Annotated in this window: 22 protein-coding genes and 4 tRNA genes; 8 read left to right on the top strand and 18 right to left on the bottom strand. The window is 54.4% G+C overall.

The window, feature by feature from the left end; all coding sequences use genetic code 11:
* Positions 1–266 precede the first annotated feature (266 nt).
* The 5 genes from hemC (at position 267) to AC2FAK_RS21305 (ending at position 5,732) form a co-directional block, all read left to right on the top strand.
* Positions 267–1,208: a hydroxymethylbilane synthase gene (gene hemC, locus AC2FAK_RS21325; protein ID WP_032618596.1), complete on the top strand. Its 942-nt coding sequence runs from the start codon at positions 267–269 to the stop codon at positions 1,206–1,208.
* Positions 1,205–1,945 (top strand): uroporphyrinogen-III synthase, encoded by a 741-nt coding sequence (gene hemD, locus AC2FAK_RS21320; RefSeq protein ID WP_048972357.1) that lies wholly within the window; start codon positions 1,205–1,207, stop codon positions 1,943–1,945. Before hemC ends, hemD begins: the two co-directional genes overlap by 4 nt.
* 21 nt (positions 1,946–1,966) lie before the next feature.
* The gene (gene hemX, locus AC2FAK_RS21315; RefSeq protein ID WP_029883126.1) at positions 1,967–3,163 is read left to right on the top strand and encodes a uroporphyrinogen-III C-methyltransferase; all 1,197 of its coding nucleotides are present in this window, start codon (positions 1,967–1,969) and stop codon (positions 3,161–3,163) included.
* Positions 3,164–3,165: 2 nt separating this feature from the next.
* Positions 3,166–4,365 (top strand): protoheme IX biogenesis protein HemY, encoded by a 1,200-nt coding sequence (gene hemY / locus AC2FAK_RS21310; protein WP_014833715.1) that lies wholly within the window; start codon positions 3,166–3,168, stop codon positions 4,363–4,365.
* A gap of 155 nt (positions 4,366–4,520) precedes the next feature.
* On the top strand, positions 4,521–5,732 hold the full coding sequence (locus tag AC2FAK_RS21305; RefSeq protein WP_095453778.1) for an MFS transporter: 1,212 nt from the start codon (positions 4,521–4,523) through the stop codon (positions 5,730–5,732).
* A 506-nt stretch (positions 5,733–6,238) separates the two neighbouring features.
* Here AC2FAK_RS21305 and AC2FAK_RS21300 read toward each other — a convergent pair.
* The 17 genes from AC2FAK_RS21300 to trxA form a co-directional block, all read right to left on the bottom strand.
* Positions 6,239–6,315, bottom strand: a tRNA-Pro gene (locus AC2FAK_RS21300).
* 42 nt (positions 6,316–6,357) lie between these two features.
* Positions 6,358–6,444, bottom strand: a tRNA-Leu gene (locus AC2FAK_RS21295).
* A gap of 20 nt (positions 6,445–6,464) precedes the next feature.
* A tRNA-His gene (locus AC2FAK_RS21290) sits at positions 6,465–6,540 on the bottom strand.
* Between the two features lie 67 nt (positions 6,541–6,607).
* A tRNA-Arg gene (locus tag AC2FAK_RS21285) sits at positions 6,608–6,684 on the bottom strand.
* A 102-nt stretch (positions 6,685–6,786) separates the two neighbouring features.
* Positions 6,787–8,172 carry a bifunctional threonine/serine APC transporter ThrP gene (gene thrP, locus AC2FAK_RS21280; protein ID WP_095455725.1) on the bottom strand — a complete coding sequence of 462 codons (1,386 nt, stop codon included), beginning with the start codon at positions 8,170–8,172 and terminating at the stop codon, positions 6,787–6,789.
* 197 nt (positions 8,173–8,369) lie between these two features.
* Complete coding sequence (gene wecG, locus AC2FAK_RS21275; protein ID WP_013099269.1) at positions 8,370–9,110, bottom strand: lipopolysaccharide N-acetylmannosaminouronosyltransferase; 741 nt, start codon at positions 9,108–9,110, stop codon at positions 8,370–8,372.
* Positions 9,111–9,122: 12 nt separating this feature from the next.
* On the bottom strand, positions 9,123–10,475 hold the full coding sequence (wzyE, locus tag AC2FAK_RS21270) for an ECA oligosaccharide polymerase (RefSeq protein ID WP_095455724.1): 1,353 nt from the start codon (positions 10,473–10,475) through the stop codon (positions 9,123–9,125).
* Positions 10,472–11,551, bottom strand: coding sequence for a TDP-N-acetylfucosamine:lipid II N-acetylfucosaminyltransferase (locus tag AC2FAK_RS21265; RefSeq protein ID WP_095455723.1), 1,080 nt, complete (start codon positions 11,549–11,551; stop codon positions 10,472–10,474). Before AC2FAK_RS21265 ends, wzyE begins: the two co-directional genes overlap by 4 nt.
* Positions 11,548–12,798: a lipid III flippase WzxE gene (gene wzxE, locus AC2FAK_RS21260; protein ID WP_095455722.1), complete on the bottom strand. Its 1,251-nt coding sequence runs from the start codon at positions 12,796–12,798 to the stop codon at positions 11,548–11,550. The genes AC2FAK_RS21265 and wzxE overlap by 4 nt, the downstream gene beginning before the upstream one ends.
* A 1-nt stretch (position 12,799) precedes the next feature.
* On the bottom strand, positions 12,800–13,930 hold the full coding sequence (gene rffA / locus AC2FAK_RS21255) for a dTDP-4-amino-4,6-dideoxygalactose transaminase (protein ID WP_014833721.1): 1,131 nt from the start codon (positions 13,928–13,930) through the stop codon (positions 12,800–12,802).
* 4 nt (positions 13,931–13,934) lie between these two features.
* Positions 13,935–14,612: a dTDP-4-amino-4,6-dideoxy-D-galactose acyltransferase gene (gene rffC / locus AC2FAK_RS21250; protein WP_057071198.1), complete on the bottom strand. Its 678-nt coding sequence runs from the start codon at positions 14,610–14,612 to the stop codon at positions 13,935–13,937.
* Positions 14,609–15,871 (bottom strand): UDP-N-acetyl-D-mannosamine dehydrogenase, encoded by a 1,263-nt coding sequence (gene wecC / locus AC2FAK_RS21245; RefSeq protein WP_095455721.1) that lies wholly within the window; start codon positions 15,869–15,871, stop codon positions 14,609–14,611. Before wecC ends, rffC begins: the two co-directional genes overlap by 4 nt.
* Positions 15,868–16,998, bottom strand: a complete 1,131-nt coding sequence (gene wecB / locus AC2FAK_RS21240) for a non-hydrolyzing UDP-N-acetylglucosamine 2-epimerase (protein ID WP_028028026.1) — start codon at positions 16,996–16,998, stop codon at positions 15,868–15,870. The genes wecC and wecB overlap by 4 nt, the downstream gene beginning before the upstream one ends.
* Before the next feature lie 56 nt (positions 16,999–17,054).
* Positions 17,055–18,101 (bottom strand): ECA polysaccharide chain length modulation protein, encoded by a 1,047-nt coding sequence (wzzE, locus tag AC2FAK_RS21235; RefSeq protein WP_028028025.1) that lies wholly within the window; start codon positions 18,099–18,101, stop codon positions 17,055–17,057.
* Between the two features lie 13 nt (positions 18,102–18,114).
* Positions 18,115–19,218, bottom strand: a complete 1,104-nt coding sequence (wecA, locus tag AC2FAK_RS21230; protein WP_014833726.1) for a UDP-N-acetylglucosamine--undecaprenyl-phosphate N-acetylglucosaminephosphotransferase — start codon at positions 19,216–19,218, stop codon at positions 18,115–18,117.
* 242 nt (positions 19,219–19,460) lie between these two features.
* The gene (rho, locus tag AC2FAK_RS21225; RefSeq protein WP_001054528.1) at positions 19,461–20,720 is read right to left on the bottom strand and encodes a transcription termination factor Rho; all 1,260 of its coding nucleotides are present in this window, start codon (positions 20,718–20,720) and stop codon (positions 19,461–19,463) included.
* 340 nt (positions 20,721–21,060) lie between these two features.
* Entirely contained in the window at positions 21,061–21,390 is a 330-nt protein-coding gene (gene trxA / locus AC2FAK_RS21220; protein ID WP_004386384.1) for a thioredoxin TrxA, read from the bottom strand.
* A 144-nt stretch (positions 21,391–21,534) separates the two neighbouring features.
* Here trxA and rhlB point away from each other — a divergent pair, with 144 nt between their 5' ends.
* Both rhlB and gppA read left to right on the top strand, forming a co-directional pair.
* Complete coding sequence (gene rhlB, locus AC2FAK_RS21215; RefSeq protein ID WP_013099279.1) at positions 21,535–22,800, top strand: ATP-dependent RNA helicase RhlB; 1,266 nt, start codon at positions 21,535–21,537, stop codon at positions 22,798–22,800.
* A 6-nt stretch (positions 22,801–22,806) separates the two neighbouring features.
* Positions 22,807–24,291, top strand: coding sequence for a guanosine-5'-triphosphate,3'-diphosphate diphosphatase (gene gppA / locus AC2FAK_RS21210; protein ID WP_095455720.1), 1,485 nt, complete (start codon positions 22,807–22,809; stop codon positions 24,289–24,291).
* Positions 24,292–24,342: 51 nt separating this feature from the next.
* Here the strand turns inward: gppA and rep are convergent, their stop codons facing one another.
* Entirely contained in the window at positions 24,343–26,367 is a 2,025-nt protein-coding gene (gene rep / locus AC2FAK_RS21205; RefSeq protein WP_095455719.1) for a DNA helicase Rep, read from the bottom strand.
* 85 nt (positions 26,368–26,452) lie between these two features.
* Here rep and ppiC point away from each other — a divergent pair, with 85 nt between their 5' ends.
* Positions 26,453–26,734, top strand: coding sequence for a peptidylprolyl isomerase PpiC (ppiC, locus tag AC2FAK_RS21200; protein WP_013099282.1), 282 nt, complete (start codon positions 26,453–26,455; stop codon positions 26,732–26,734).
* The last annotated feature ends 146 nt before the right edge of the window (positions 26,735–26,880 follow it).

Here is a 26,880-nt window from a genome sequence, read left to right as displayed (position 1 = left end):
CGTTACCCTTTTTCGCCCTTATCATTATGCTGGTACCGACGAAAAAATGGTCTAAAACGTGATCAATTTAACACCTTGCCGATTGACCGTAAAGAAAGTTGCGCTACATACAAAGTGTAGCACCGTTCTGTACGTGTAAATTCCTTAATACGGCTGTGGCTGACGAGAACTCCCGCCCTGTCCCTCTCTTCTTCATCACCGTAAAACTGCCATCCCAGAGTCAACAATGTTAGGATGGTTAGCGATTGATAATGACGGTAACAAGCATGTTAGACAATGTTTTGAGAATTGCCACACGCCAAAGCCCTCTTGCGCTCTGGCAGGCACATTATGTTAAGCAGCGCCTGGAAGCCTGCCACAGCGGCTTGCGCGTCGAGCTGGTGCCCATGGTCACGCGCGGCGATGTGATCCTTGATACGCCGCTGGCGAAAGTGGGCGGCAAAGGCTTGTTTGTCAAAGAACTGGAACTGGCATTGCTTGAGAACCGCGCCGATATCGCCGTGCATTCGATGAAAGACGTGCCCGTCGAGTTCCCGGAAGGGCTGGGACTGGTGACCATTTGCGAGCGCGAGGATCCGCGCGATGCGTTTGTCTCTAACCAGTTTGACTCGCTTGATGCGTTGCCCAAAGGCAGCGTGGTTGGCACGTCCAGTTTACGCCGCCAGTGTCAGTTGGCTGAACGCCGTCCGGATCTGATCATACGCTCGCTGCGCGGTAACGTTGGCACGCGTCTGGGCAAGCTGGATAACGGCGATTACGATGCCATTATCCTCGCGGTAGCAGGACTTAAGCGTCTGGGGCTGGAGTCACGCATTCGCGTCGCGTTGCCACCGGAGCTCTCTTTGCCGGCCGTGGGACAGGGCGCTGTAGGTATTGAGTGCCGTCTGGATGACAGGCGTACCCGTGAACTGCTTGCACCGCTGAATCATGACGAGACGGCCATTCGCGTCAAAGCCGAGCGTGCGATGAATACCCGCCTTGAAGGGGGGTGCCAGGTGCCGATTGGCAGCTATGCTGAATTAATTAACGGTGAACTGTGGCTGCGTGCGCTGGTTGGCGCGCCGGATGGTTCGCAGATGGTACGCGGTGAGCGCCGCGGTAAACCGCAAGATGCTGAGCAGCTTGGCGTTTCGCTGGCGGAAGAGTTACTGGATAACGGTGCCCGCGAGATTCTGGCTGACGTTTACGATGGAGAGCCCCCTGCATGAGTATTCTCGTCACCCGCCCTTCTCCCGCAGGAGAGCAGTTAGTGAGCCGTCTGCGCGCACTGGGGCAGGTGGCCTGGAGTTTTCCGCTTATTGAATTCTCCCCGGGTCGGGAGTTGTCCGCGCTCGCCGACCATATGAATACCCTTCAGGAAGGCGACCTGCTGTTTGCCTTGTCGCAACATGCTGTGGAATTTGCCCATGCGCAGCTACAACAGCAGGGACTGAACTGGCCTACCGCGCCACGCTATTTCGCGATTGGCCGTTCCACCGCCCTGGCGCTGCATACCGTAAGTGGAGCAGACGTGCGTTACCCGTTAGATCGGGAAACCAGCGAAGTCTTGCTACAATTACCTGAATTACAAACCCTAATCGGAAAACGTGCGCTGATTTTACGCGGTAACGGCGGACGCGAACTGTTAGGCGAAACGCTGCGTGAACGCGGAGCTGACATCACGTTTTGCGAATGTTATCAACGCTGTGCAAAACATTACGATGGTGCACAAGAGGCGATGCGCTGGCATACGCGCGGCATTACAACGTTGGTGGTGACCAGCGGCGAAATGCTGCAGCAACTCTGGTCGCTGGTGCCGCTTTGGTATCGTGAAAACTGGTTACTCCACTGTCGGCTTTTGGTCGTCAGTGAGCGTCTGGCGAACCTCGCCCGGGAACTGGGCTGGCAAGATATTCGGATCGCTGATAACGCCGACAACGATGCGCTGCTGCGCGCATTACAATAACTCTCATAATGGGATGCCATAATGACGGAACACGACAAATCCTCCGCCGTGGTTGAAGAGACCAGGGAGACTGTGGACATGACGCCACAGTCAGAAACGACTGAGAAAACCGTTGAGAAGAAAAACGGCAGCAACAAGACCAGCCTTGCGCTGAGCGCGATTGCCATCGCCATTGCGCTGGCAGCAGGCGTCAGCCTCTACGGCCTGGTGAAACAGCAAAGCACCAATCAGACGGCAACCAGCGACGCGCTGGTTAATCAGCTCGCTGCGCTGCAAAAAGCGCAGGAGACACAAAAAACCGAGCTGGAAGGCGTCATCAAACAGCAGGCTGCCGCGCTTGCCGATGCGAACAGCAAACAGGAAGAGCTAACCAAACAGCTGGACGAAGTGCAGCAAAAAGTGGCCTCCATTTCCGGTACCGATGCCAAAACATGGCTGCTTTCTCAGGCCGATTTTCTGGTGAAACTGGCCGGGCGTAAGCTCTGGAGCGATCAGGATGTCACCACCGCCGCCGCTCTGCTGAAAAGCGCAGATGCGAGCCTGGCGGACATGAACGATCCAAGCCTCATCACCGCACGTCGCGCCATTACCGAAGACATCGCCAGCCTCTCCGCCGTTTCTCAGGTGGATTATGACGGCATCATCCTCAAGGTAAATCAGCTCTCGAACCAGATTGATAACCTGCAGCTGGCAGATAACAACGACGACGATTCTCCCATGGATTCCGACGGCACCGAACTGTCCAGCTCCCTGAGCGAGTGGCGTGTAAACCTGCAAAAAAGCTGGCAGAACTTTATGGACAGCTTCATCACCATTCGTCGCCGTGATGAAACCGCCGTGCCGCTGTTAGCGCCGAACCAGGATATCTACCTGCGTGAGAACATTCGTTCCCGTCTGCTAGTCGCGGCCCAGGCCGTGCCACGTCATCAGGAAGAGACCTACAAACAGGCGCTGGATAACGTCTCCACATGGGTACGTGCTTACTACGATACCGATGATGCCACCACCACGGCTTTCCTCGATGACATCGACAAACTGAGTCAGCAGAACATCACCATGAACGTGCCGGATAAACTGGCCAGCCAGCCGATTCTGGAAAAGCTGATGCAAACGCGCGTACGTAACCTGCTGGCACAGCCGGGCGTTCCGGCTGCGCAGACGGGTGAACCAGCACCAGCCGCCGCGCCCGCGCCTGAAAGCGCCCCACAAGGAGAGTAACGATGCTTAAAGTACTCTTACTCTTTATCCTGCTGATCGCCGGGATCGTCCTTGGGCCGATGCTTGCCGGTCACCAGGGATACGTGTTGATCCAGACCGACAATTACAACATCGAAACCAGCGTAACGGGTCTGGTGATCATTCTGATCCTGGGCGTTGTGGTGCTGCTGGCGCTGGAGTGGATCCTGCGCCGTATTTTCCGCACCGGTGCCCATACCCGTGGCTGGTTCGTTGGCCGCAAGCGCCGTCGCGCCCGTAAGCAGACCGAGCAGGCGCTGATTAAGCTCGCCGAGGGCGACTATCAGCAGGTGGAAAAGCTGATGTCGAAAAACGCCGATCACGCCGAACAACCCGTCGTGAACTATCTGTTGGCTGCTGAAGCAGCTCAACAACGTGGTGACGAGGCCCGTGCCAATCAGCATCTGGAGCGCGCGTCGGAGATGGCGTCCGACAACCAGATCCCGGTTGAGATCACTCGCGTTCGCCTGCAGCTGGCACGTAATGAAAACCATGCGGCGCGCCACGGCGTTGACCGTCTGCTGGAAATCACTCCTCGCCACCCTGAAGTGCTGCGCCTTGCCGAGCAGGCCTATATCCGTACCGGTGCATGGGGTTCACTGCTGGACATTATTCCTTCGATGGCGAAAGCCGACGTGGGTGATGATGAACATCGTGACGAACTCCAGCGCATGGCGTGGATTGGTTTGATGGATCAGGCGCGTGCCGATCTGGGCAGCGATGGTCTGAAAACCTGGTGGAAGAATCAGAGCCGCAAAACACGTCAGCAGGTTCCTCTGCAGGTGGCAATGGCGGAACACCTGATTGAATGTGATGATCATGACACGGCTCAGGAGATCCTCCTCGACGGTCTGAAGCGCCAGTACGACGATCGTCTGGTCATGGTGATCCCGCGTCTGAAAACCAACAACCCTGAGCAAATCGAAAAAGTGCTGCGTCAACAGATCAAAACCGTTGGCGATCGTCCGCTGCTCTGGAGCACGCTGGGCCAGTCGCTGATGAAACACGGTGAATGGCAGGAGGCGAGCCTCGCCTTCCGTGCGGCGTTAAAACAGCGCCCGGATGCGTTTGACTACGCGTGGCTTGCCGATACGCTCGACAAGCAGCATAAACCGGAAGAAGCTGCTGCCATGCGGCGCGACGGTCTGCTTTTGACGTTGCAGAATAACGGAAATCAGCAATAATCGTTAAGGAGGCCGGACGGCCTCCTTTTTTACGCACCCTTTTTGCATATCCATCAGGAAACGTTCCGGCCAATGTAACGATCTCTTTTCATTAACCTTTTTACACACACGCGCATCAGCCGCGTGGACTAAATCGTTTTTGAAAGGAAATCGTCATGAACTCGCTTTTGTATGCGCTTGTTGAAGCGCTGCGCTGTCATCGCTGGCTGCGTTTGCTGGCCTGCGCCTTTATTTTTACGTCGTTGGGAAATGGGTTAACTCAGGTTGTTGTCTTCGGTTTACTTTTAGACTGGTCGGCACCAGCCACTCTGCTTACGCTCGCCTTTCTTTTTGCAACGGTGCCTGGTTTTATCGGCAGCATCATCAGCGAAAAACTGTGCGCACACTATTCACCCGTCTCTTTGTTGATCCTGTCAGAGGGGTTGGGCTTACTCGCCCTGTTATTCCCACTGCTGGGTATTCATTATCACAGTATTTCAGCGCTGCTTGCTGTGCAATCCACCGAAGCCCTGTTGAATGGGATGAGCTGGCCGGCCCTAACGTTGCTCTTTAAACGCGGACTCAGTAAAGCAGAGCTTCCTGCAGCAACCTGTCTTGAAAACGTGATTTTTGCGGCTCAGGTACTGCTCGGTACCGGACTGGGCGTAGTACTTTTCCAGCGAATATCGGTGATGACATTGCTGGCAATCGATGCTGCCAGCTTTCTGGGGTCAATGTTTATGCTGTGGCTGGCTGGAAGGACATTTACTGCGCAAGCACGCTCTTTATCCCCAGACGAAGGCTCCCCGGTTATGCTGCGGTGGCATGCGCTGACCCTCCGGCAAAAACGCAGTTTACTCATTTTGCCCGTTCTGGCAGCCGTCGGTTCACCCGCCATGGCGCTTTTACCGGCGCTAGCGCAGCAGATCCAACCGGAGGATGCTGCGGATCTCGCCTTACCGCTTCTCTTTGCCAGGAGTATGGGGCAGCTTTGCGGCCCTATACTGCTGAAGAGAGACAGCCTGCCGCGGCTCACTGCGCACACACCATTGTTAATGCTCTGCCTTAGCCTCTTTTTAGCGGCTTACGGTGTGATCCCGTTTTTATCTGGTTGGATGGTGTGTGCACTGGGGATGATTTTTATTGCGCATCTGGCATCAAACGTTGTTTTCGCGGTGGGAACATATGGTGTGCTCTGCAACTTTCACTCTACGCAGACTGCTTCAGCGAGTGGAAAAGTCTGGCGCTGGCAAACGCTCAGTGCCTCTTTGTTCACTGGTATTGCAGCGGCATTAACCGCCGCGTTAGAGGCACTACAGGCAATGTATATTGTCTCTGCGGGTGCGCTGCTTCTGGCAGCCCTGGTCATGTTTCGTTACCGTGAATAAAGCATAAAAAAACGCCTGCTATAAAAGCAGGCGTTAAAACAGGTCTGTAAGACAACATATTTGGTGCTTCACTCAACGTTATGCCCATGGTGTCTGATGAGGCCGAAGCGACATCTGTCAGTGGACGATAAGCACCGTAAATGGCTCTGCATCATTCCTGAGTTTATGAGGCACGAAGGCGAACATAAGAGATGGAATGAGCATCTACACGTATATTATTGCACGTTACATGCCAACGTTACACGAAGAAATTTTACATCGCGCAACATTTTAAGATAAAAGGAATTTCTGCTGCAAAGACCCGTCTGACGCACCATAAGATATCGGTAAAAGCGCAGAAGTGTCGTCAGAAAGAGACGGTTAAAACACTTATGCAATATTAATTTAGTTTTCAACTAATTAAGTGTCGCTGGTTCGCGACAACAGGAAACGCGTATGTCGGGGAATGGATACAGAGGTGAAAAGCCGCAGCAAACAAAAAACCCCGCCGAAGCGGGGTTCAAAATTGGTCGGCGAGAGAGGATTCGAACCTCCGACCCACTGGTCCCAAACCAGTTGCGCTACCAAGCTGCGCTACTCGCCGATGTACTGCTTTTTGAATTTTTAGTTCAATTCATTAAAGTCGTGGTGCGAGGGGGGGGACTTGAACCCCCACGTCCGTAAGAACACTAACACCTGAAGCTAGCGCGTCTACCAATTCCGCCACCTTCGCAATTCACAACTCTTCAATAATGGGGTGGCTAATGGGATTCGAACCCACGACAACTGGAATCACAATCCAGGGCTCTACCAACTGAGCTATAGCCACCACTGTATTCTTTCACGCGGTACTGACTACTTCTCAGACCACCGCAGCTCTAGCGCCGGGACTAAAATGGCGCGCCCGACAGGATTCGAACCTGAGACCTCTGCCTCCGGAGGGCAGCGCTCTATCCAGCTGAGCTACGGGCGCTTAGCGCCGTTGCGGGGCTGGATATTACGTACCTCCGACCCCGCTGTCTAGTGCTTTTTTGAAAAAAATGCGCGTTTGGTTATGGTTTGCACATTTTGCCGCTTATTCCTCCACTTTCTGCGTGGTGGCGCGGCGCCCCAGCCCAAATAGCTTATAGGCTGCAGTGACTGCCGCCAGGAAGATCATCCCGACAAACAGCGACATGCGGGTATCATCATTAAAGTACATCCCGATTAATACGCAAATCAGGAACGCCATCGTCAAATAGTTCGCATACGGGAACAGAATCGAGCGGAACGGATGGCTGGCAATCGCCTGTTTATGCGCATGGCGGAAACGCAGCTGGCTAATCAGAATAACGAACCACGGCACCATCCCCGGCAGCACGCTGGCGCTGTAGACATAAACAAATACGCGCTGCGGATTTGGAATAATGTAGTTCAGGCATGAGCCAATCAGCAGGATGGCAATCGACACCGCCACACCCGCAACAGGCACACCCGCGCGGGACACTTTACTCATTGCCGCAGGCAATTGGTTGTTCTTCGAAAGCGCATAGAGCATACGACCGCAGCTGTACATTCCGCTGTTACAGCCAGACAACGCCGCCGTCAGGACGACAAAGTTGATGATACCTGCTGCCGCCGTAATACCTATCTTCGCGAATGTTAAGACAAACGGGCTGCCTGTCGTGCCGATCTCATTCCACGGGAAGATGGTCACGATAACGAAGATCGCCGCCACATAGAAAATCAGGATACGCCACAGCACCTTACCCACCGCACTACGCAGCGTGACCTGCGGGTTCTTCGCTTCACCGGCTGTAATACCGATAAGCTCAACGCCCTGATAGGACGCGACAACGATACACAGCGCCGTCAGGAAGCCTTTCCAGCCACCAGCGAAGAAGCCGCCGTGCCCAGTCAGGTTACCGAAGCCAATCGCGTGACCACCGTTGCCAAAGCCGAAGAAAATGACGCCGAGTCCAACCACAATCATCACGATGATGGTGGTGACTTTAATCATCGCAAACCAGAACTCGATTTCACCATAAAGGCGAACGGCTGCCAGGTTTGCCATTGCCACCAGCCCCACAGCAATCAGCGCCGGTATCCACTGGACCATATCCGGGAACCAGAACTGCACATACACCCCGATTGCGGTAATCTCCGAGATACCCACCGCCATCCACATAAACCAGTATGACCAAGCCGTCAGATAGCCGAAGAACGGGCTCATGTAGCGGTGCGCATAGACGGCGAAAGAGCCGGTCACTGGCTCCAGGAAGAGCATTTCGCCCATCGAACGCATGATGAAGAAAACGAACAGGCCAGCAATAATATATGCCAGCAGAACGGATGGCCCGGCCCATTTGAGCGTGCTTGCAGAGCCCATAAACAGGCCCACACCAATAGTGCCGCCCAGCGCTATCAGTTCAATATGACGAGCTTCCAGCCCACGCTGTAGCTCCGGTTTTTTCTCTGCCATAGATCCTCGGTTGTGTTTGCTGTTTCCCGGCTTAATACCAGGTATTGTTTTTTAGGGGTACTAAAATACGGAGCGAATGGTTTCTTAAATTCTGCAAAATGGCAAACAATGCATTAAAAAAATAAATGCATTGCACAGTTTCGCAGCAGTTTTGCAGGGGAGTTGCAGCGCGAACAGCATATCGCGCTACATTTTGATTACATTTTCCCGGTGTAGTGCCAGGCGAGATAACGCAGCAGACGGAGCTGGCGTTTAATACGTGTTGGTTGCGACAGCAGGCGGTACAGCCACTCCAGTCCCAGGTTTTGCCATACCTTCGGCGCACGTTTTACATGGCCAGTAAAGACGTCATACGTCCCGCCGACGCCCATATAGAGGGCATCCGGGCAAACCAGACGGCAATCACGCATCAAAATTTCCTGGCGCGGTGAGCCCATCGCCACGGTGACAATTTTCGCCCCGCTGTCGCGCACGCGGTCAAAAAGCGCCTGCCGATCCTCTGGTTTAAAATAGCCGTCCTGACTACCCACAATATTAACATTCCACTGACGCCGCAGCTTCTGCTCGGTCTGCGCCAGGACCTCAGGCTTACCGCCAATAAGAAATACGGGCGTGCCTTCTGCCCCTGCACGTGCCATCAGCTGTTCCCAGAGATCGGCCCCCGCGACGCGTGAAACATTAGCACCAGGAAACTTTTTGCGGATCGAGCGCACCACGCTGATACCGTCCGCGTATTTAAACTCGGCGGCCTCGATCAGACTTCTGACTTCAGCGTTATCTTCTACCGCCAGCATCTTCTCTGCATTGATGGCGACCAGCGTACCGGATTTCATCTGGCCACCCGCAAAGAGAAAATCCAGCGCGTGTTGCATATCGCGCCAGCCAATAAGCTGCAGGCCACGCAGCGCGTAGCGCGGTGCAGAGGTTGTGTCGGTCATGACTATCCTTACTCAGACTTGCGACAGCGTTCTGCTGCCCTGTGGCTCGCGCTTATGCACAAGCCCTGCACTGTCAAACAGCCAGTACAGCAGTTTGGCCAGCAGCAGGCAGACGCCGAAAACGACCATGAAGAAAACCACGCGCGAGACGAAGGAATCCAGCCCCTCGCGCGCCAGAACGATCATATTGAAAATGGCACCAAAGCAGAAACTGTGCAAAATGGCGGCCTTGTAGCGGTTAGTCTCTTCGTTGCCGAGCACATAGAGCCAGTCAAACCATTTGATAATCAGCCCTACCACAACCGCGCCCGGCAGAATAAACCAGCTTCCGCCCATTACCACCAGCGAACCAATCAGCGTAGGGGAAATGGCCAGACCTGAATGGTTGTTCAGCACTTCCCAGGTGAAGTAGTTCGCTGTGTTGAGCACGGCACTCGGGCGGTCAGGCCACAGCCACGACGGGATAAACACATAGAAGTCACGCACAATGGGCGCCAACCCCTGGAAATCGATCTTGTCGTAGTTTTGCAGCAGTAAAGCGAGGTTTTCCCACGGCGAGAAGGTGTCGCGCGTGAGATACAGGAAGGTGTAAAACGCTTCGTCACCGGCCACGTTCAGTCCATAGCGCTTAAGGGCCAGCCAGAACATCCCCACAATGCCAAACACGCCCGCTGCCGCCAGCATCCACAGGGAGATCCATCCGCGAATGATGCCGATAAACAGGAAGATCGCAAAGGCGATAATAATGTTGGCGCGCGTCCCACCCACAATCATGTAGGTCAGGAAACCAAAGGCGACCGTGCTCACCAGGAAGAAGAGCCAGGCCTTACTGTCCTGGCGCAGGAAAAAGATCACCAGCATTGCCGGGATGAAGAAATAGAAGAAGCGCTTAAGCGCCACGCCCGAAACTTCGGCAGAAAAAATCTGGCTGTAGGAGTGCAGCTTAAACAGCAAAAAGCCGTTATGCATGAAGAAGATCCCCACACTGACCAGCGCGATGGTCATCAGCATAACCCACGTCAGATGGGTCTCTACCCGGTTCATGGTGAACAGTGGACGACGCGGCGCACTCGCTTTCACCGCACGCAGACGCGTTTTATAGGTGACGTAGTACACCGCATAGAAGCAGGTCGCCGACAAGAGTGCCTGGAGCAGGATTTCCGGCGGCGCGACGCTCACGTCAAAACGGAAAACCAGAATACTGGTCAGCGGAAAACCGAAGAAGAAGGTCAGAAGAAACAGTAACGAGAAGAAGACGTTAAAGTTAAAACGCACGCGGCGGAACTCAAACCAGGTCAGAGTGGCGATAAATAGCGTGCTCAGAAGCCATACCACTAACAAGCCGCTGAATTGCAACTGGCTCATGCGTTGTCTCCTGAAGCGATACGCAGCGCACGGTGCCACGGCGTAAGGTAGTTCGGGCTAAAGAAATCGATGGTACTTTTATCCACCAGCGCCAGCTGACGCTGGGCTTCACGTACCACCTCCACATTCAGGGTATCCGTGGTGAACAGCACCGGAATGTGTTGCTCAGCCATATCCTGCCAGAAGGGGTTATCGCGATTAAGCACACACGGAACGCCAGCCTGAATCAGCAGACACAGCGTACCAATCCCCTGCTGGCGGGCAAAGATGAAATAGCCGAGATCGCACTGACGAAGCAGCGCCAGATAGTCATCAAATTCCAGCTTATCGCACAGGATATTCACATTCTCCGGGCTAAACAGCGACAGAGCCTGCTGACGAACGTCAGTGATATAAGCATCATTATTGGCCGGATAGCCCATCGGCACAACGACATTCACCGTGTCGCCAAACTGCTGATGTACTGCCTTCAGCGCAGCAATATGCTCGTTGCTGCGATCGCCGGAGTTGCCTACCAGAATCGTCAGTTTGCCCTCACGCGGCGTATCGTTTGCCATGTTATTCAGCACCGGGTTCATGCGTGTCGGGAAATAGAGCAACTCACCGCGAACGTCGGGGTGCTGTTTCGCGAAGTAATTGAGATCGCCACGGGTGGCGAAAACACAGCCAACCCGCCCCTGCGCCATACGCCGTAGCGGGTAGAAGAGCCGGAACTTCCAGCCGCGGGAGACTTCATAGAGATCGGCTCCCCAGATATGCCAGCTGCACTGGGAAGGTTTAATCCCGCCGCTCAGAAGAGCCAGCCACAGACCGGTATTAAATTGTCCATGGAAGAAGAAGCGCTGCTCACGATCCGCTTTCGCTTTGGCGACAACTGCCTTCGCCAGGGCGGCTTTATCCGGCCAGAAGGTAAGCGTCAGCGCCGGACACATCTCGCTAAGCCCCCTGTCCTGGCCTGCAACCATAAACTCGCGTGCATCGGGATTGTCCGGGGCCAGCTCATCGTTGAAGAACCGCAAAACGGTCTGGTTATGGTGTGGGATATCCGATCCCAGTATGTGAATCAGTGCAGTCATGCGCGTTTACGCCAAAGTAAAAATACGCCGCAACAGGCAGCGAAATAAACGATATAGGTTGCCATATAGGCCTGAGCCGCCCCCAGTGCACCGTGTGCCGGGATCAGCCAGTGTGAGAACGCCGTCAGGAGCGTAAACTGGCTTATCTCTGCCAGGATATACAAACGCAGCGAGGCTTTCGCAATCACCAGATACCCGAATACGTAAGCGCCTACTTTCAGTACATCCCCCACCAGCTGCCAGGCAAACAGATCACGCATGGCGATGAATTTCGCCGAAAAGAGCAGCCATATGGCGACATCGCGCAATAACCACACGGTAAAACTGGCCGCCGCCACGGCGGGAAGCACAAAACGCAGCGAGCGGGTAATCTCGCGGGTAATATCCTGTCGGGAGCTCAGACGCGATAAGGTTGGCAGCAACCAGACGCTAAAGGAAGCCGTTATAAATTGGAGGTAGGCGTCAGAAATGCTGCTTACGCCCTGCCAAATTCCCACCTCATCCCAGCTGTAATGCGCCGCCAGCAGGTTTCGCATCATCACATAAGCCACCGGCAGCGTTACGGAGGTAATGAGCGCCATCAGGGTAAATTTACCCAGTTGACCCGCAAGCACCTTGTCCCACTGCGGTTTCAGGTAGCTTAAGGGGATAACGCCACGACGCATCAGCATAAACGCCGCCGGAAAGACCACTAACGCAGGTACCAGCGCCAGACCCAGCAGCGCGCCTTCATACCCGCCCAGGCGATAGCAGAAGTAATAGGCGATAACACCTATAACGCTGCCCAGGATCAGCGCAAGCGCGTTCCCGGCAGCATCACGAAACCCTTTCATCAGCGCCAGTAGCAGGTTAGCCCACGCGATCCCCATCTGAACCAGAGCGACCAGACGCACCAGCCCTTCATAATGCGTGTGTCCAAACAGCCCCTGGCTAATGGGGGCCGCAGCCAGCAGAAACACCGCGGCCAGCAGAGTAGAGAAACCTAACACCATCGCCGACGATGTGCCGACGACTTTGCGCAGCTGCGCTGCGTCATCCTGATGCTGTGCAACGTATTTCGTAACGCCGTTGAAGATCCCGGCGCCGGCCAATACCCCAAGGACGGTGACAAGCTGGCGGAAATTGCCCGCCAGACCCACCCCAGAAGGGCCGAATGAGACGGCCAACAGCTTGACGACCAGCAGCCCGGCGCCAATTTTGACAAGCGTGGACGCGGCGGTCCACACCGATGCTTTTGCCAGAGACATATCAGCCGAAATAGCTCAGAAGGGTATTAATCACCGTACGCTGGTTAACCGGCGCGAGGTTGTAGAACAGTGGCAAGCGAAGCAAACGCTCACTTTCTTTCGTGGTATAGCGGTCTTCACCCGCGAATGTCCCGAACGCTTCACCGGCCGGGCTGGAGTGCAGCGGAATGTAGTGGAACACCGCCATAATCTCAGCCTCTTTCAGCCAGGCAATCAGCTTGCTGCGATCGTCGTTATCGCGCAGTTTGATATAGAACATATGGGCATTGTGGACGCAGTCTGCCGGAATGGTCGGCAGCGCAATACGCCCGGCTTTTGCCAGCGGTGCCAGCGCGTCGTAATAGGTCTGCCACAGGGACAAACGCTGCAGGTTAATGCGCTCTGCCGCCTCCAGCTGTGCCCACAGATACGCCGCCTGCAGATCCGCCATCAGATAGCTTGAGCCAATATCGCGCCAGGTATACTTATCAACCTGGCCACGGAAGAACTGGCTGCGGTTGGTGCCTTTTTCGCGGATCACTTCCGCACGCTCAACCAGCGCGCGGTCGTTAATCAGCGTCGCGCCACCTTCACCACCTGCGGTGTAGTTTTTGGTTTCGTGGAAGCTAAAACAGCCGATATGGCCGATGGTGCCGAGCGCGCGTCCTTTGTAGGTGGACATCACGCCCTGAGCGGCATCTTCCACCACAAACAGGTTATGCTTTTTCGCGATCGCCATAATGGTGTCCATTTCACAGGCCACGCCCGCGTAATGGACCGGAACAATCGCCCGCGTTTTATCAGTGATCGCCGCTTCAATCAGCGTTTCATCGATATTCATGGTGTCCGGACGAATATCCACAAAGACGATTTTCGCCCCGCGTAACACAAACGCGTTTGCCGTGGAGACGAAGGTGTAGCTCGGCATAATCACTTCATCACCGGGCTGAATATCGAGCAACAGCGCAGCCATTTCCAGCGACGCCGTACAGGAAGGGGTCAGCAGCACTTTAGCGCTGTGAAAACGCTGTTCCATCCACTGCTGGCAGCGACGGGTAAACCCACCATCACCGCAGAGTTTGCCGCTGCCCATAGCAGACTGCATATAATCGAGTTCGGTTCCCACGACGGGTGGTGCGTTAAATGGAATCATCTTGTCACCTGTATAACCAGTAGGCGGTGGCGTCGATGTTGGCACCACTCGCAATATAACGTTTAAGCGCAGCGGTGTTGCCCATCTGGGTTGCCACCCGCAGCGTCGAGACCTGTTGCTGCTGCGCCCAGTGTAGCGCCGCCTGCATGAGTTTCTCGCCCATACCCCGGCCAGCTAATAAGCCGATACGCGCCTCGCGCTCGTTGAGCTTGCGAAGCGAAACAAAACCCTGAATCTGGCCGTCCGCCGCGCGGAACACCAGACAAACATGATCGAACGTCCCTTTTACCGCATTCTCAATCCACTGGGCATAGAAACGTCCGCTGTCCTCAGGTGCATACCAGGGGGCACGAAAGCGGCTGCGGGCAAACGCCTGCGCCGCCATTTCGCGCAGCACCGGGATATCCTGCTTAGCGGCAACCTCCGCACCTGGCGCCTCATGCCGGGTTAGCGTAATGGCAAGATCGACTTCGCCTTCCACCAGCTGAAAACCGTGTTGCTGAAGCGCATCCAGCAGGTCGGCGCGGTCCGCCGGGATCTTCGCCTGTACCCGCTGCCAGACGCGAAAGTCGGCGTCGGTCAGTGCCGGTGCAGTTTCTCGCAGACGCAGAATGGCTGAAGGCAGGCCAAAAAAATGGCTCTCCCACTCAAGGGACTCAAGCGTCCCGTTCAGGTTGCTCAACGCCAGACACCTTTGGTATCAACAACGTAACGCTGCTGTACGGCATCAGCGGGGGTCGCTTTAAACTCTTTATGATCCACCAGCAGCACCAGTACGTCCGCCGTGGCCAGCGCGTCATCCAGCGCGGTAAGCGTGCAGTGCCCCGCCAGTTTTGCCGGCAGTTCATGAATATTCGGCTCGACTACCAGCGTTTCGCCCGTGTGCCATTGGGCAATCATCTCAGCAATTTCCATCGCCGGGCTTTCGCGCAGATCGTCGATGTTAGGTTTGAATGCCAGGCCAAAGCAGGCAATTTTCAGTTCACTGGCCCGTTTGCCACTCTCAGCCAGACAATCTGCCACCGTGGTTTTAACCTGGTTGAGAACCCAGTGTGGCTTGCTGTCGTTAACTTCACGCGCGGTGCGGATCAGGCGTGCCTGATCGGGGTTTTGCGCCACGATAAACCATGGATCGACGGCGATACAGTGACCGCCCACGCCCGGGCCTGGCTGCAGAATGTTAACGCGCGGATGACGATTCGCCAGGCTGATTAATTCCCAGACGTTAATCCCCTGATCGGCACAAATGAGCGACAGTTCGTTGGCAAAAGCGATGTTCACATCGCGAAAGCTGTTTTCCGTCAGTTTGCACATTTCTGCGGTACGGGAGTTCGTCACCACGCATTCGCCTTCGAGGAAAATCTTGTACAGCGCGCTGGCACGAGCGGAACAAACAGGCGTCATCCCGCCAATCACGCGGTCGTTTTTAATCAGTTCGACCATCACCTGCCCCGGCAGCACGCGCTCCGGACAGTAGGCGATATTGATATCGGCCTGCTCTCCCGCCTGCTGCGGGAAGCTTAAATCCGGCCGGGCTTCTGCCAGCCACTGTGCCATCTGCTCGGTTGCGCCAACCGGAGAAGTGGACTCCAGGATCACCAGCGCCCCTTTCTTGAGCACAGGTGCAATAGATTTCGCAGCGGCCTCGACGTAGACCATGTCGGGTTCATGGTCGCCTTTGAATGGCGTCGGCACAGCAATGAGATAAGCATCGGCTTCAACCGGCGTGGTACTGGCGCGCAGGAATCCCCCATCAACGGCCTCTTTGACCACGCGGTCGAGATCGGGCTCCACAATATGGATTTCGCCACGGTTAATGGTTTCCACCGCGCGCGCATTGATATCCACGCCTACAACCTGTTTTTGACGAGAGGCAAATGCTGCCGCAGTAGGCAAGCCAATGTAGCCAAGACCAATGACAGAGATGGTAGTAAAACTCATAGCGATACCCGATTGTGTTTAAGTGCATGCAAAATACGGCCACAAGCCAGCCCATCACCGTACGGGTTATGGGCCCGGCTCATCGCCTGATACGCTTCTTCGTCGTGCAGCAGGTGTGTCACTTCATCGACGATACGCTGCTTATCCGTGCCGACCAGACGCACCGTGCCCGCTTTTACCGCCTCCGGGCGCTCGGTGGTTTCACGCATTACCAGCACCGGCTTGCCGAGTGAAGGTGCTTCTTCCTGAATACCGCCTGAATCGGTGAGGATCAGCCAGGCATGATTCATAAGCCAGACAAACGGCATGTAGTCCTGCGGCTCAATCAGAAGGACATTTTCAACATGCCCCAGAATGCGGTTGACCGGCTCGCTGACGTTAGGGTTGAGATGCACCGGATAGACAATCTGCACATCTTCGTTTTGCGCGGCGATTTCAGCCAGCGCATGACAGATTTGCTCGAAACCCCGGCCAAAGCTTTCACGACGGTGGCCGGTGACAAGAATGGTTTTTTTGCCGTTGTTCAGGAACGGGTAGCGCGCAGCGAGTTCTGCCTGAAGTTCGTTGTTAGCCAGCACACGGTCACGCACCCAAATCAGGGCATCAATAACCGTATTGCCGGTCACAAAGATTTTTTTGTCGGCAATATTTTCACGCAGCAGGTTCTGGCGCGAATTTTCGGTGGGTGCAAAGTGGTACATCGCCAGGTGCCCGGTAAGCGTGCGGTTGGCTTCTTCCGGCCACGGCGAATAAAGGTTGCCGGTACGCAGGCCCGCTTCAACGTGGCCGACAGGAATACGTTGATAAAACGCTGCCAGACTGGTTGCCACAGTGGTGGTGGTGTCGCCATGCACCAGCACGACATCAGGCTTAAAGGATTCCAGAATGGGCTTTAACTCTTGCAAGATACGGCAGGTAATCTCCGTTAATCCCTGCCCCGGCTTCATTATATTGAGGTCATAGTCCGGGACGATGGAAAAGAGCGTTAAAACCTGATCGAGCATCTCCCGGTGTTGCGCCGTGACGCACACTTTCGCTTCAATATCAGGATCGCTGGCCAGCGCATGCACCAGAGGCGCCATCTTGATGGCCTCCGGCCTGGTGCCAAATACGGTAAGTACTTTCACATCGATTCTCTTCGATTAGGCGATGAAGGCCGTAGCCTTCATCGTAGACGGCGTTCTTAATTTGTGCGACGACGTATTAACGCCACGCCAGCGCCCGTCAGTGCGCCTACAATCCCCCACATGATCATCAGGAATGCACGACGCGGACTATCGCGTTTTACAGGTTCTTCAGGCGTTCGCAAATAACGATAGGTCTGAAAACGCGGGTCCAGCGTTGGACCAACATTCAGGGTGGTGAGCATGGCGCGGTTTTGATCGTAGTCGAGGTCAAAATCAGGGCCAACGGCCTGCAGGTTTTCCAGACGAGCCTGCAGCATTGGACGACCAAGCAGGAACATTTCAGAATCAGGCAGTTCATCCGCCGGAACGTCCGTTTCGCTGCGAGAAATATTGTGCTGTTCCGCAATTTTGAGTGCCTGTTCAATGTTATGAACACGGCGGGAGAATATGGCTTTAGCCACCTCTTCCTGACGTTTTACCTGCGCTTTCATCTGGATGGTACGGGCCGCCCAGGCGCCTTTGAGTTCTTCATTAAGATGACTTGCGGCGCGCTGGCTGGCAAAAGCGACATACTGGCGCAACAGGTTATTGGCATCCGGCGCCGTCTCTGCAATCAGTTTGACGCTGTCATTAACATTACGCAGCGCATCGCCCGGCATAAACTGAATGTTGTTAATCAGGTCATCCAGTAGCGCGGCATCGGCTTTGCTGTTGCCCACCATGCGTTGCTTGTAATAATCCGTCTGGCTCCAGAAATCACGACGCGTGTCCCAGGAGGCCAGCTGCATGACAAACTCTTTATACGCCTCATCCATAACGGAAGCCTGATCGGGCGTCGCCAGATTCGCCTTGATATCCAGGTTGCGCAGGAACTGCTGCTGGGAATAAAACCCGCCGAGCATGTTAACCGTTGGTCTGTCTGTAATTGCCGTGGCGCTCCACTCCTGCTTTGCAAAGAAAGTGTAGGCCAGCGCTAACAGTGCGAACCCCAGCGCGATCCCCGCAATCCAAAGTTTGCCTGCCCATAACACGCGAAACAAACCCCGAATATCCAGTTCATTCTCAGTTACCACTGATTTCGCTCCCGCCAACGGTTGAGTCATCATAGTCCCGGTTTTACTTAGTTAATGTTGTGTTTTTGTCATTGTTACGACGCATCCTGCGTTTCAGACGTTTAATGAATCGCGCCACTTTCCATGCGCGCTTAATGCAGTAGCCGTACAGGAAAAATGCTAGCAAGAATAATACCAACATTACCCATTCAGGAATGAAATGAGCATATTCTGCGGCAACGCCAATCGCGGCCAGAATAGCGGCGGCAAGGGTAATCAGGACAAACGCCTGACGGGAAGTAAAGCCCGCACGCATGATGAGATGATGAATATGCTGGCGATCGGGAGAGAAAGGACTCATCCCTTTACGCAGACGGCGATACATAATCGCCACCATATCCATTAATGGAATGGCGATAATCCACAGCGCGGTTACCGGGCTAATCGGGTGAGTTTTACCCTGCGTAGTTTCGAGCAAAATCCAGATAACGGTAAAACCGATTAGCGTACTGCCGGCGTCACCCATAAAGACTTTATAGCGACGCCCCAGCGCACCGAGATTAAGGAGAATATAAGGCAGGATGGCGGCAATCATGGCAAAACACCACATTGACAGGCTGTACTGACCATCAAACCAGAGAATGATGCCGATTGCGGCAAACGAAACCGATGACAATCCGCCAAGCAGACCGTCAATACCATCCACCATGTTGAAAGCGTTAATCGCCGCCCAGACGGCAAAAAGCGTCAGGAAGAAGCCAAATGGACCCAGGACTAACTCCCATGGGCCAAAGACATAGCCGAGGCTTCTCAGGTAAAGTCCGCCGACGACCATCATTATCACGCCAATCGCCGCCTGAACGGTGGCGCGGATTTTCACCGCGATATCGAATCGGTCATCTAGTGCCCCGACAAGGACCAGGACACCCGCACAGGCAAGATAGAGTGCTGCGTGTGGAATATAATAATCCGCAATGCCAAATGTGAAACAAATGCCAGCGTAAACAGAAATCCCTCCAACCAGAGGAATAAGTCCCTGATGACGTTTACGGAAATTGGGCTTATCCACCAACCCTATTCTTTTTGCCACCTTACGCGCGATGAACAAAAAACAGGTTGTGAATAAAAAAATACTGATCAGCTCAGTAACGGCGGTGAGTAGATTCACAATGGATTGCTCTCAACAAATGTTAGTCCCGGAAGTATAACCATGAAGCCTCCGCCTCAGAAGTATTAAAGGTGGCTTCTTACAACTCCCTTTGTATATTTTTCAATCAATTATTTCTTTGACTGTACAAACGGTCCTATTGTCGCACCGACCGGTCAAAATTGGGAGTGTGTGGTAATAGCGTATAGTCCATAAAAGAAAAACGCCACGTAAAAACGTGGCGTTCACTGGCTTTATTTGCGTTACGAGCGCTTCATCATGTCGAAGAAATCGTCGTTGGTTTTGGTCATCGCCAGTTTGTTAATGAGGAATTCCATTGCGTCGATTTCACCCATTGGGTGGATAATTTTGCGCAGGATCCACATTTTCTGTAGCTCTTCCTGAGTGGTGAGCAGCTCTTCCTTACGGGTACCGGAACGGTTGTAGTCGATAGCCGGGAAGACACGTTTTTCTGCAATCTTACGAGAGAGGTGCAGTTCCATGTTACCTGTCCCTTTAAACTCTTCGTAGATCACTTCGTCCATTTTGGAGCCAGTATCGATCAGCGCCGTCGCGATGATGGTCAGGCTACCGCCCTCTTCCACATTACGTGCAGCACCGAAGAAGCGCTTCGGACGATGCAGGGCGTTGGCATCCACACCACCGGTCAGTACTTTACCGGAAGCCGGAACCACGGTGTTGTAGGCACGCGCCAGACGGGTGATGGAGTCGAGCAGAATGATAACGTCTTTCTTGTGCTCAACCAGGCGTTTCGCCTTCTCAATAACCATTTCCGCAACCTGAACGTGACGGGATGCTGGCTCGTCAAAGGTCGACGCCACTACTTCACCTTTCACCAGACGCTGCATCTCGGTCACTTCTTCCGGACGTTCGTCAATCAGCAGTACCATCAGCACACAGTCAGGGTGGTTGTAGGCAATGCTCTGCGCGATGTTCTGCAGCAGCATGGTTTTACCCGCTTTTGGCGGTGCCACAATCAGACCACGTTGACCACGACCAATTGGCGAAGCCAGATCCAGCACGCGCGCGGTTAAGTCTTCGGTAGAACCGTTACCACGCTCCATACGCAGACGAGAGTTCGCGTGCAGCGGCGTTAAGTTCTCGAAGAGGATCTTATTACGCGAGTTTTCCGGTTTGTCGTAGTTAACTTCGTTAACTTTCAACAGCGCAAAGTAGCGTTCACCCTCTTTTGGAGGACGAATCTTACCTGAAATGGTGTCACCAGTGCGGAGGTTGAAACGGCGGATTTGGCTGGGGGATACGTAGATGTCGTCAGGGCCGGCGAGGTAGGAGCTGTCTGCAGAGCGGAGGAAACCAAATCCGTCTTGCAATATCTCCAGCACACCGTCGCCAAAGATATCTTCGCCACTCTTAGCGTGCTGCTTCAGGATGGCGAAAATGATGTCCTGCTTGCGCATACGAGCCTGGTTTTCCAGTCCCATATTTTCGCCGAGAGTGATCAGCTCAGAAACCGGCGTATTCTTTAATTCGGTAAGATTCATAATGGTGTGGGTTCTTAAACTCGGGGTGATTCTCGAACTTAATGTTGTGAATGGTATGGCAGGGTCATCCATGCCTGTTTAGCGGCCATCAACTCATGTCTGTTCGCTGTCTGGTCACAGGGAAAGAACGCAGATCTGAAACGACAAGACGGATTGAGTGACAAGCCCGGAATTTAGCCACTTCACGCACTGTTTATGTTAACAACGGGAAGTTTCGGGTAAAACAAGATTCAAACAACAAGATATGTTTAAAACGAAGTCATAGCTAACTTAGCACGACTTAAGCCGGGCGTCCAGAGTTGCACATCATTTTGGCCTCTGGACGCGCAGCGGAGAAACCTTACGCCAGGTTAGCGTCGAGGAACTCTTTCAGTTGACCTTTGGACAGTGCGCCCACTTTGGTCGCCGCCACTTCGCCGTTTTTAAACAGCAGCAGGGTCGGGATGCCACGGATGCCGTATTTTGGCGCGGTACCCGGGTTCTGGTCGATGTTCAGCTTGGCAACGGTCAGTTTGCCCTGATATTCGTCAGCGATCTCATCCAGAATCGGGGCGATCATTTTGCAAGGACCACACCATTCAGCCCAGAAATCGACGAGGGTCAGCCCGTCAGCCTTAAGTACGTCCGTGTCAAAACTGTCGTCAGTCAGGTGAATAATTTTATCGCTCATATATAACTCCACAGGAATAAGCCTGGTGCGTTGGTTTCGCCTTCATCAACGACGTGTTGATGTCGCATTAACCAACTAAAGGTTGACTTTATTTCACCGGATACGCTTTCGTAAAGCAATAGTAAGCTGATATTCTACCACACTATGAGCAAAACACATTTAACAGAACAGAAGTTTTCCGACTTCGCCCTGCACCCAAAAGTGATTGAAGCCCTTGAAAATAAAGGGTTTCATAACTGCACGCCCATTCAGGCTCTCGCCCTGCCGCTGACGCTGGCCGGTCGTGACGTAGCAGGGCAGGCGCAAACCGGTACTGGCAAAACGATGGCGTTTTTAACGTCAACGTTTCACTATTTACTTTCTCATCCAGCGATTGCAGACCGCAAAGTTAACCAGCCGCGCGCGCTTATCATGGCTCCGACGCGAGAACTGGCGGTACAGATCCACGCAGACGCTGAACCTCTGACGCAGGCGACCGGCCTGAAGATTGGCCTGGCTTACGGCGGCGATGGCTACGATAAGCAGCTGAAAGTGCTGGAAAGCGGCGTGGATATCCTGATCGGTACCACTGGCCGTCTTATCGATTATGCAAAACAGAATCACATTAACCTCGGCGCAATCCAGGTTGTGGTGCTGGATGAAGCCGACCGCATGTACGATCTGGGCTTTATCAAAGACATCCGCTGGCTGTTCCGTCGCATGCCCCCAGCGAACCAGCGTCTGAACATGCTGTTCTCCGCTACCCTTTCTTATCGCGTACGCGAGCTGGCGTTCGAGCAGATGAACAACGCCGAATATGTGGAAGTGGAGCCGGAGCAGAAAACAGGTCACCGCATTAAAGAAGAGCTCTTCTATCCTTCCAATGAAGAGAAAATGCGCCTGCTGCAAACGCTGATCGAAGAAGAGTGGCCAGATCGCGCCATTATCTTCGCGAACACCAAACACCGCTGTGAAGATATCTGGGGCCATCTGGCTGCGGATGGTCACCGTGTGGGTCTGCTGACCGGCGATGTGGCACAGAAAAAACGCCTGCGTATTCTCGACGAATTTACCCGTGGCGATCTCGATATTCTGGTCGCAACCGACGTGGCCGCGCGTGGTCTGCACATTCCCGCCGTCACGCACGTCTTCAACTATGACCTGCCGGATGATTGCGAAGACTACGTACACCGCATTGGTCGTACCGGTCGTGCAGGCGCAAGCGGTCACTCCATTAGCCTTGCATGTGAAGAATATGCGCTGAATCTCCCGGCGATTGAGGCCTACATTGGTCACTCTATTCCACAGAGTAAATACAATCCGGATGCGCTGTTAAGCGAACTGCCGCCGCCTAAGCGCCTTACCCGCGCCCGCTCCGGCAATGGCCCGCGTCGTTCTGGCGCACCGCGTAATCGTCGTCGTTCAGGTTAAGAAAATATGCTCAGCTCCACCTCGCTTTATGCGGCAATTGATCTCGGTTCGAATAGTTTTCATATGCTGGTTGTGCGCGAGGTGGCGGGAAGCATACAAACGCTGACGCGCATTAAGCGCAAGGTCCGCCTCGCGGCGGGCCTGAGCAGCGATAATTATCTCTCTCCCGAAGCCATGGAACGTGGCTGGCAGTGTCTGCGTCTCTTTGCCGAACGCCTGCAGGATATTCCCCATTCGCAAATTACCGTTGTCGCCACCGCGACGCTGCGCCTGGCAGTCAATGCCGTGGATTTTATTGCCAAAGCGCAGGAAATTCTCGGGTGCCCGGTTCAGGTTATCAGCGGTGAAGAAGAAGCACGTCTGATCTATCAGGGTGTTGCGCACACGACGGGCGGCGACGATCGCCGTCTGGTCGTCGATATCGGGGGTGCCAGCACCGAGCTCGTCACCGGCACGGGCGCGCAGGCGACTTCACTGTTCAGCCTGTCGATGGGCTGTGTGACCTGGCTTGAGCGCTACTTTGCCGATCGAAATCTGGGTAAAGAGAACTTCGACGAAGCTGAAAATGCTGCCCGCGAGGTGTTACGTCCGGTAATGGACGAACTGCGCTATCACGGCTGGAAAGTTTGCGTGGGTGCGTCAGGTACCGTGCAGGCGTTGCAGGAAATCATGATGGCCCAGGGGATGGACGAGCGGATCACGCTTACCAAGCTCCAGCAGTTAAAACAGCGCGCGATTCAATGTGGTCGCCTGGAAGAGCTGGAAATAGAAGGCCTGACGCTGGAACGTGCGCTGGTCTTCCCAAGCGGCCTGGCCATTTTGATCGCCATTTTTACCGAGCTGAACATCCAGTGTATGACGCTGGCCGGTGGTGCGCTGCGTGAAGGTCTGGTCTACGGAATGCTGCATCTTTCGGTTGATCAGGACATCCGCACCCGAACCCTGCGTAACGTACAGCGTCGCTTTATTGTCGATACCGATCAAGCGCAACGGGTAGCTCAGATGGCATCACTGTTTGCCGATCAGGTAAAAAACAGCTGGGATATCGACCCGTTGAGCCGCGATCTGCTGCTAAGTGCCTGCGCGCTGCATGAAATTGGGCTGAGCGTCGAGTATAAGCAGGCGCCGCTGCACGCAGCCTGGCTGGTGCGTAATCTCGATCTGCCGGGCTACACGCCGGCACAAAAGAAGCTGCTGGCAACGTTACTGTTGAACCAGACCAACGCCGTTGACCTCTCCTCGTTACATCAGCAAAACGCCGTGCCGCCGCGCGTGGCCGAGCATCTGTGCCGCCTGCTGCGTCTGGCAATTCTGTTTGCCAGCCGACGTCGCGATGATTTGCTGCCCAATATTCATCTGGTGGCGGATGACGAAAGACTGTCTCTGACGCTGCCGGAAAACTGGATTGATAATCACCCGCTTGGGGCAGAGATGATTGAGCAGGAGTGCCAGTGGCAGAGCTATGTCCACTGGGCACTTGAAGTGAAGTAATACGCTGTGCATTGCCGGGCGGCGGCTTCGCCTGACCCGGCCTGCAAATTCTTATCCCTTCTCTTTGGCTTTAGCCAGCATGGCGCGTATGTTGGCGACGTTAGCCTGACCTTTGTGCATTCGTTCTTCAGCGGTAATCACCTTGCGCTCCTGCTCCCAGATCAGGTCATCCTGCGGCAACTCCAGCAGGAAACGGCTCGGCTCAGGGCGAACCAGTTCCCCATACTGACGGCGCTCTTTACACAGCGTAAATGTTAATTCTTTCTGCGCGCGGGTAATGCCCACGTAGGCCAGACGACGCTCTTCATCGACGTTATCTTCATCAATGCTGCTCTGGTGCGGCAGTAAGCCCTCTTCCATGCCGACCAGGTAAACATACGGAAACTCCAGCCCTTTAGACGCATGCAGCGTCATCAGTTGAACCTGATCGGCTTCCTCTTCGCTCTCACCGCGCTCCATCATGTCGCGCAGCGTAAAGCGGGTAACGACCTGGGTCAGGGTCATTGGCTCGTCGATTTCTGAGCCTTCCAGCATTTCCGTCATCCAGTTGAATAGCTGGTTAACGTTTTTCATCCGCATCTCTGCCGCCTTCGGGCTGGCAGAGGTTTCATACAGCCAGGACTCGTAGTCGATGCCGTGGATCAGATCGCGAACGGCGGCAACCGGTTCGCGCTCCGCCAGACGCTGGACTTCGCCAAGCCAGTGGGTAAAGCGGGTTAAGGAATCATAACCGCGCCCAGTTAACGTCTGACTCAGCCCCATATCGAAGCTGGCGGTAAACAGGCTTTTGTTGCGCGTCATCGCCCATTCACCGAGCTTTTGCAGCGTCGCCGGGCCGATTTCACGTTTCGGCGTGTTCACGATACGCAGAAAGGCGCTGTCGTCATCCGGGTTGGTGAGTACACGCAGATAGGCCAGCAGATCTTTGATTTCAGGGCGCGAGAAGAAGGAGGTTCCGCCGGAAATTTTGTACGGGATGCGGTTCTGCATCAACATCTTTTCAAAGACGCGCGACTGGTGGTTGCCGCGATACAGGATCGCGTAATCTTTATATTCCGTTTTATTGACGAAGTGGTGCGCAATCAGCTCGCCCGTCACGCGCTCCGCTTCATGCTCTTCATTATTGGCACTGAGCACTTTGAGCTCCGTGCCATAGCCAAGTTCCGAGAAAAGGCGTTTTTCGAAGACGTGCGGGTTATTGGCAATCAGGATATTTGCCGCTTTCAGGATGCGCCCGGAGGAGCGGTAGTTCTGTTCCAGCTTGATCACCTGCAGCGCCGGAAAATCTTTGCTCAGCAGCACCAGGTTTTGTGGACGCGCACCGCGCCAGGAGTAGATTGACTGGTCATCATCGCCTACCACGGTGAAACGCGCACGCTGTCCCACCAGCAGCTTCACCAGCTCATACTGACTGGTGTTGGTGTCCTGGTATTCATCCACCAGCAGATAGCGGATCTTATTCTGCCAGCGTTCACGCACCTCTTCATTACGCTGCAGGAGCAGCGTGGGCAGCAGGATCAGATCGTCAAAATCCAGCACGTTACACGCTTTCATATGTGCATCGTACAGACCGTAGCAGTGAGCGAAGATCCGATCCCGCTCACCTTTGGCGCTTGCCGCCGCCTGAGCGGGGGTCATCAGATCGTTTTTCCAGTTGGAGATCGTCGAGATCAGCTGCTGCAACAGCACTTTGTCATCTTCGATCAGCCCCTCGGTAAGCTCTTTAAGCAATGCCACCTGATCGGTGTCGTCGAAGAGCGAGAAGTTAGACTTCATCCCCAGCGCCGCGTATTCGCGTTTGATGATATCCAGCCCCAGCGTGTGGAACGTGGAGATCATCAGACCTCGCGCCTCTTTACGCCCCAGCGTCTGGCCGACACGCTCTTTCATTTCGCGCGCCGCTTTGTTGGTAAAGGTCACCGCAGCGATATGCCGGGCCTGATAGCCGCAGCCGCGGATCAGGTGGGCGATTTTGTTCGTGATCACACGCGTTTTGCCGGAGCCAGCCCCCGCCAGCACCAGACACGGTCCGGTGACAAATTCGACAGCTTGTTGTTGTCCGGGGTTTAAACGCATAAATGATCACTCAATGAAAGTCAGGAGGGGAGAATAACAGCGTGGTAGTATAGCGAGCCTAATCCATACCACTCAAGGCACGATCATGGCAAAAACAGCAGCAGCACTGCATATCCTTGTTAAAGAAGAGAAACTGGCTCTGGATCTTCTGGAACAGCTCAAAAACGGCGCCGACTTCGGCAAGCTGGCTAAGAAGCACTCCATTTGCCCGTCAGGCAAACGCGGCGGTGACTTAGGTGAATTCCGTCAGGGTCAGATGGTTCCGGCGTTCGACAAAGTGGTCTTCTCCTGCCCGGTACTGGAGCCGACTGGCCCACTGCATACGCAGTTCGGCTATCACGTGATCAAGGTCCTCTATCGCAAATAAAAAGCCGGGTAGCGGCTGCGCCTTACCCGGCCTACGTCTTAGCGTTTTGTAGATACTGTTATGCCACGCAAGCATTTTTCTCGTGCAGTGTGGCATCGAACGGGCGTCCTGATTTCAGGACGCCATACGCCACCTGCGCCAGCTTA

The sequence above is a fragment of the Enterobacter cloacae complex sp. 394F7 genome (assembly GCF_057320385.1).
Note: the sequence above shows the minus strand (reverse complement) of the source record. Positions and strands in the feature narration are given on the sequence as shown.